The 5,850-nt window shown below is 72.5% G+C and carries 8 protein-coding genes and 1 pseudogene; 6 read left to right on the top strand and 3 right to left on the bottom strand.

Translation table 11 applies throughout. The annotated features are described in order from the left end of the window. Together AB0M52_RS29250 and AB0M52_RS29255 are read left to right on the top strand one after the other, a co-directional pair. Nucleotides 1–357: cytochrome P450 (locus tag AB0M52_RS29250; RefSeq protein WP_363960390.1), on the top strand; the 357-nt coding region annotated here is incomplete at its 5' end. Between the two features lie 162 nt (nucleotides 358–519). Then, complete coding sequence (locus AB0M52_RS29255; protein WP_363960393.1) at nucleotides 520–1,035, top strand: hypothetical protein; 516 nt, start codon at nucleotides 520–522, stop codon at nucleotides 1,033–1,035. Between the two features lie 232 nt (nucleotides 1,036–1,267). Here AB0M52_RS29255 and AB0M52_RS29260 read toward each other — a convergent pair. The 3 genes and pseudogenes from AB0M52_RS29260 to AB0M52_RS29270 form a co-directional block, all read right to left on the bottom strand. Continuing rightward, nucleotides 1,268–1,792 (bottom strand): annotated as a pseudogene (locus AB0M52_RS29260) (STAS domain-containing protein); the annotation flags it as partial. A gap of 86 nt (nucleotides 1,793–1,878) precedes the next feature. Further along, entirely contained in the window at nucleotides 1,879–2,148 is a 270-nt protein-coding gene (locus AB0M52_RS29265; RefSeq protein WP_363960396.1) for a GlsB/YeaQ/YmgE family stress response membrane protein, read from the bottom strand. A gap of 43 nt (nucleotides 2,149–2,191) precedes the next feature. Further along, a complete protein-coding gene (locus tag AB0M52_RS29270) occupies nucleotides 2,192–2,623 on the bottom strand; it encodes an STAS domain-containing protein (RefSeq protein WP_363960399.1) in 432 nt (143 codons plus the stop codon). A 154-nt stretch (nucleotides 2,624–2,777) separates the two neighbouring features. Here AB0M52_RS29270 and AB0M52_RS29275 point away from each other — a divergent pair, with 154 nt between their 5' ends. The 4 genes from AB0M52_RS29275 (at nucleotide 2,778) to AB0M52_RS29290 (ending at nucleotide 5,776) form a co-directional block, all read left to right on the top strand. Next, the gene (locus AB0M52_RS29275) at nucleotides 2,778–3,461 is read left to right on the top strand and encodes a response regulator transcription factor (protein ID WP_363960402.1); all 684 of its coding nucleotides are present in this window, start codon (nucleotides 2,778–2,780) and stop codon (nucleotides 3,459–3,461) included. Further along, nucleotides 3,458–4,813 carry a HAMP domain-containing sensor histidine kinase gene (locus tag AB0M52_RS29280; protein ID WP_363960405.1) on the top strand — a complete coding sequence of 452 codons (1,356 nt, stop codon included), beginning with the start codon at nucleotides 3,458–3,460 and terminating at the stop codon, nucleotides 4,811–4,813. The genes AB0M52_RS29275 and AB0M52_RS29280 overlap by 4 nt, the downstream gene beginning before the upstream one ends. Further along, nucleotides 4,810–5,388: a GerMN domain-containing protein gene (locus tag AB0M52_RS29285; protein WP_363960407.1), complete on the top strand. Its 579-nt coding sequence runs from the start codon at nucleotides 4,810–4,812 to the stop codon at nucleotides 5,386–5,388. The genes AB0M52_RS29280 and AB0M52_RS29285 overlap by 4 nt, the downstream gene beginning before the upstream one ends. Nucleotides 5,389–5,509: 121 nt before the next feature. Then, a complete protein-coding gene (locus tag AB0M52_RS29290; protein ID WP_363960410.1) occupies nucleotides 5,510–5,776 on the top strand; it encodes a GlsB/YeaQ/YmgE family stress response membrane protein in 267 nt (88 codons plus the stop codon). Nucleotides 5,777–5,850 lie beyond the last annotated feature (74 nt).

Here is a 5,850-nt window from a genome sequence, read left to right on the forward strand (position 1 = left end):
CCGATCATGCAGTTTCGGCGTACCGCGACCCGGGACACCGAACTGTGCGGTCAGCCCATCGCCGAGGGGGAGAAGGTGGTGTTGTGGTACGTGTCGGCGAACCGCGACGCACGCGTCTTCGACGCCGCGGACACCCTGCGCCTGGACCGGGACCCGAACCCGCACCTGGCCTTCGGCATGGGGCCGCACTTCTGCCTCGGCGTACACCTGGCCCGACTGGAGGCACAGACCATGCTGCGGGAACTGGTGCCGCACCTGGCGCGCTTCGAGCTGACCGGCCCGGTCGTCCGGCTGGAAAGCAACTTCGTCAACGGGGTGAAGTCACTGCCCGGACGCTTCACCCCGGCCCGCCGGTGACGGCCCGCCACATGGCGTGTGTGTCGGCTACGTTCGGTCATGCCGACACTCGGCGGTTCGGCATCTGTAAGGAGCCTGCTCAATCCGCTAGTCTGGTTATGATGTCGAGTCACCACACTGTCGGGGTGTGTGCTGTCATGTGACGAACAGCGGAGGGTAGCGATGGGTGACTACACAATCACCATCAGAGCCGAGAATGCCGACACGGAAACCGTCATCTGTGTCGACATGGACGGGTCGACCCCGCGAGTCGTGGAGCTTGCGATGCGGGCCGGCAGCGGCATCTCGGCACCGACCCTCCCCACCTTCGACCTGAACCTGCTGCTGCGCGCGCTGTTCCCGTCCGGCGCGGCGCCCGCGACGCCGGCCGCGGTCGAGAGCACCGTTGGGCCGGCCGTTGAGGAGCCGTCCGCCGAGCAGCCGCGCGCCACCGCCGCCGGCAAGCGGTCGGTGCGGTCCGTTGCCAACCGTGCGGCCTCCGGCGCCGGGCGTCGCCGCACCGAGGCGCCGGTGCCGAAGGGTCGGGTCTACCGGCGGATGCCGGAGGACGTCGTCGAGGTCTTCAACCGCACCGGCACCGTCACCGCCGTCGCCGAACACTACGGCGTGCCCCGGCACACCGCGCAGGGCTGGATCGGCCGGCTGCGCCGCCGTGGCGGTTTCTCCGCCGCCTCCTGACCATCCGCCAGGTGGGCGCGGGCCCGGCCCTCGCCCACCTGGTCGGCCACACCCGCCTACGCCGGGCAGCCGGTGCCGCGGACCGGCTGGAACCGTCGCGGGCCGGAGACCTACCGCGCGGTCACACGGTGATGCTGCTGGCGGGCCGACGCCTCTTCGGCAGGGGCGCCGGGGCGTCGGCCGGGGCTTCGGGCCGGGTGGCCGCCCGCAACTCGGCGAAGGCGGCATCGAGGTCGTCGTAGATCGGGAAGACCCCGTCGAGCTTCATCGTGTGCAGCACGGTGCGGATGAACCTCGACGGTGCGGCCAGGCAGAGCCGTCCACCGCGGTCACGTACCTCGCGGTGGGCGCGGACCAGCAGGCCCAGCCCGACCGGGTCGATGACCTGGACGCGGGCCAGGTCCACCACGACCGTCCCGCCCATGTCGACCGCCCCGCGCAGCGCGGTGCGCAGCGCGTTGCCGGCGTCCGCGTCGAGATCGCCGTTGGTGGCGACCACCATCACGTCGCCGATGCGGTCGATGCCGCGCTGCCCGCCGGCGCGGTCGCCCCCCGACGGGGTCGGGCCCGGTGGCAGCGTGCTGCACCGTGGGCAGCGGTGCGGGCCGGTGGCGAACGGCGAACCGCTCCACCCGTGGTCGGAGACCAGCGTCCAGACGACCTCGGCGTCCGGCAGCACGCACGCGGTGCCGGTGGTGGTCTCGCCGCAGACGTCGCAGATCAGGGTCATCAGGTTGTCGTCCGGTACGACGGTCATCCTGCTTCCTCTCCGGTGCCGCGGCCGGTGCGGCCGGGACACGGACTCGGGGCGTCGGGCGGGTGGCGCCGTCGCCGTGCGGACGGTCAGAGGGAGTCGGAGCGTTCCTTGCCGGCGGTGGCGACCACGATCACCACGCCGACCGCAGCGAGACCGGCCTGGACGACCAGGCCCAACAGGCTGAACCCCCGAACGCCGACGAGCCAGGCGCTGATGGCACCGAGCAGCGCGGCGACGGCGCCGATGGTCATGGTGAGCCACAGCGGCACGCTCGGCCGGCCGGGGACGAGGAGCCGGCCGAGCGCACCGACGGCGAGGCCGACGGCGATGGCCGCGGCGATCCCGGCGATGGTCATGCTGCTCCTCGTACTCGGGGATCCGTGCGTCAGTTGCGGCGCGTCAGGTGCGTACGGTGACGGCAGCGCGGCCGTACGCCGCCGTGCGCGGGGCGGCAACCGGGAGTGTGGTGCCGCCGGCGGGCGGTGTCGCGGCATCGGTGACCACGGTCGGCGGCGCCTCGGAGTCGGTGTGCACCGGCAGGATCTGGTCGAGCCGGGCGGTCTGCAGGATGCGGGCGATGCGCGGGTTGGGATTGCGCACCGAGAGCACGCCGCCGGCACGGACCATCCGGCGGTGCACGTCGAGCAGCAGGCCGATGGCCGCGGCGTCGATGTGCCGGCAGCCGGACAGGTCGATCACGACCTGCTTCGGGTGCAGGGTCAGCAGTTGGTCGAAGACCGCACCGGTCTCCCGCAGGCAGGCCAGGTCGAATTCGGTGATGGCCACCTCCACCAGCGGAACGGTGCACTCGGGGCGTCGTGGCGTGGTCACGGCGGCGGCCCCCTCTCCTGGTGTCCCGAGGTCGGCTCTCACCCTGCCCAGCCGGATTGGCGGGCACCGCGCGGACGTATGACAGTTGCGTGACAAAACACCCGTAAGCCGGGCGCGGTTGGCCGGCCGGTGAGGGCTTGGGGATGATTCGGGTATGACAGCGGTACTGGTGATCGAGGACGACGACCGGATCCGGTTGGCGTTGCTGCTCGCCTTGGAGGACGAGGGCTACGACGCCCGAGGTGCGGCGACCGCGGAGGAGGGGCTGCGCTCGCAGCGCCGGGAGCCGGCGGACTACGTCCTGGTCGACCTGATGCTGCCCGGAATCGACGGTTTCGAGTGCATCCGCCAGCTGCGCCGCGACGACGATGTGCCGATCGTGGTGGTCAGCGCCCGCGACGACACCCATGACATCGTCGCCGCGCTGGAGGCCGGTGCCGACGACTACGTGGTCAAACCCGTGGCGATCAAGGAGCTGACCGCTCGGCTGCGGGCCCTGCGACGGCGGGCCCGCACGGTGGCCGCGGTGGAAGCGGCGGTGCCGGTGTTCGCCTTCGGCGAGTTGGAGGTCAGCCCCGAGGCCGGGGAGGTCCGCCGGGCGGGCCAGCCGGTCGCGGTCACCCGCACCGAGTTCCGGCTGCTGTGCGAGCTGGCCGAGCACGCCGGGCGGGTGCTCTCCCGCCAGCAGCTGCTCAGCCGCGTCTGGGGGTACGACAGCGGCGACGAGCGGCTGGTCGACGTGCACGTGGGCCGGCTGCGCCAGAAGATCGAACCCGATCCGGCCAACCCCCGCCACCTGGTGACGTTGCGCGGCCTGGGCTACAAACTTCAGCGATGATACGCCTCGGACTGCGTGCCCGGGTCACCACCGCGTTCGCCGTGGGTGCGCTGCTGCTGTCGGCCTCGATGGCCCTGGTGTCGTACGAGCTGACCCGCCGTACGCTGCTCGACGAGCGGGAACGCACCGTGCTGCGGGCGGCGTACTACGACGCGGCGGTGGTCCGCATCGGGCTGGACACCGATAACCCGGACGTCGCGGAGGCGTTGCGGGCGCTGGACACCGGCACCAGCCGGCGGGCGCTGCTGCATCTCAACGGAAAGTGGTACGGCCGCGCCGCCGACAACGGTTCCACCGCCGCCATCCCGCCACGGCTGCGGGAGCTGGTCATGGCGGGGGAGCCGGCGGTGCAGCGGATCAGGGTCGACGACCAACCGGTCATGCTGGTCGGCGTGCCGCTGTCGGAGTCGGCCGAGTTCTACGAGATCGCCTCGCTGCGCGAGTTGGAGCAGACCTTCCAGGTCCTCGCGCTGGCGCTGACCGCGGTCGCGATCATGGTGGCCGGATCGGGGGCGGCGCTCGGCTGGTACGCCACCCGGCACGGGCTGCGCCCGCTGACCGCCGTCGCCGACGCGGCCGAGCGGATCGCCGCCGGAGACTTCACCACCCGCCTCACCCCGGACACCGACCCGGACCTGACCCGGTTGTCCACATCGTTCAACCGGATGGTCGACGAGCTGGCCCGGCGCATTGACCGGGACCGGCGCTTCGCCGCCGACGTCAGTCACGAGCTGCGCTCACCGCTGCAGACGCTCGCCGCGGCGGCGAGCGTGCTGTCCCGCCGCCGGGAGAACCAGGACCAGCGGACCGCCACCGCGGCCCGACTGGTGGCCGACGAGATCGACCGCTTCCAGCAGTTGGTCAACGACCTGCTGGACCTGGCGCGCAGCGATCAGCCGGTGCACCGGGAGCCGGTCGACATGGACGAACTCGCCCGGCAGGCGTGTCGCGACCGGAACCTGTCGGAGTCGATGGTGCAGCTCGACGAGGACACCCCGGCGACCTGGCAGGTGGACCAGCGCCGCGTCGCGCAGGTGCTGGCGAATCTGCTCGACAACGCCGAGCGCTACGGCGCGGGTCCGGTCCTGGTGCGGTTCTCCCGCGACGGCGACACCGGCGTCATCGAGGTGGACGACGAGGGCCCGGGGGTGCCGGTGGAGGACCGGAAGGCGATCTTCGACCGCTTCGTTCGTGGCCGGGCGGCCAACTACCGGGGCGGTGGCGACGGCACCGGTCTCGGGCTCGCGCTGGTGGCCCAGCACGCCGCCGCGCACGGCGGCGACGCTTCGGTCAGCGACCGCCCCGAAGGCGGCGCCCGGTTCCGGATCACCCTGCCCGGGAGTGTCACATGACCAACGCCCGTGCCGCCCGCACCGTGCTGGCCGCCGCCCTGCTGACCCTGATCGCCGCGTGCGGGGTGCCCGCCGAGGACCGTCCCCGGACAGTCACCCCGCCGCCCGGCCCGTTTCCGCACACCGCGACGGCCGCGCCGACGGCCGCCGAGACCGGGGCCGTCACCGAGATGCTCTACTTCACCCGCGATGACCGGCTGGTGCCGGTGATCCGCCGGATCGACCAGGTGCCCACCCTCGACGCGCTGTTGCAGGACCTGGTCGCCGGGCCGACGCCCGCCGAGCGCGACGACGGCCTGACCAGCGCGCTGCCGGGCGCGCTCAGCAACGCCGTGGTCGAGCTCGTCGACGGGCGGGCGCGGGTCACGGTCGGCCCGGCCGCCGCGGACACCGGCCGCAGCGACGAGCTGCTCGCGTACGGGCAGCTCGTGTGTACGCTCACCGCCCGCACCGACGTCGAGGCGGTGTTCTTCGTGCGCGACGGCGTGCCACTGCGGGTGCCCCGGGCGGACCTTTCACTCTCGTCGGACCCGCTCACCGCGGCCGATTACGCCGTCCTGATCAGCCCCCGTTGAGTGAGCTTCGACTGTGACGGTTGCGTGACAAACCCAACGGCGGCGGGTGCCGGAGTTTGACAAGGACGCGGGCCCGGGCAGAAGGTCGGCGCCAACGTTGACGTTTGGAGGGACGGCTCTCGTGGAAATCACCGGCTTCTTCACCGCCATCATCATCGGTCTGATCATCGGTGCGCTCGGCCGGCTCGTCGTGCCGGGCCGGCAGCGCATCCCGCTCCTGCTGACCCTGTTGATCGGTATCGTGGCCGCGATCCTCGGCACGCTGGTCGCCGAGGTGCTCGGCGTGGCCGAGACCCGGGGCGTCGACTGGATCGAGCTGGCCATCCAGGTGGCCTTCGCCGCGGTCGGCGTCTCGCTCGTCGCGGGGGCGTACGGCCGCCGACGCTGACCCTTCCCGCCGCCGTACCCGACCTGGCCGGTGCGTACCGAGGCGTTCGCCGACGCGGTCGATTTCACGCCGCG

The organism is Micromonospora sp. NPDC051296, assembly GCF_040682255.1.
Taxonomy (GTDB): Bacteria; Actinomycetota; Actinomycetes; order Mycobacteriales; family Micromonosporaceae; genus Micromonospora; species Micromonospora craterilacus.

What these genes read in the sequence shown, in the direction of transcription:
- AB0M52_RS29255 (WP_363960393.1), top strand. Translation starts at nt 520, where the DNA reads ATGGGTGACTACACAATCACCATCAGAGCCGAGAATGCCGACACGGAA.
- AB0M52_RS29265 (WP_363960396.1), bottom strand. Translation starts at nt 2,148, where the DNA reads ATGACCATCGCCGGGATCGCCGCGGCCATCGCCGTCGGCCTCGCCGTC.
- AB0M52_RS29275 (WP_363960402.1), top strand. Translation starts at nt 2,778, where the DNA reads ATGACAGCGGTACTGGTGATCGAGGACGACGACCGGATCCGGTTGGCG.
- AB0M52_RS29280 (WP_363960405.1), top strand. Translation starts at nt 3,458, where the DNA reads ATGATACGCCTCGGACTGCGTGCCCGGGTCACCACCGCGTTCGCCGTG.
- AB0M52_RS29285 (WP_363960407.1), top strand. Translation starts at nt 4,810, where the DNA reads ATGACCAACGCCCGTGCCGCCCGCACCGTGCTGGCCGCCGCCCTGCTG.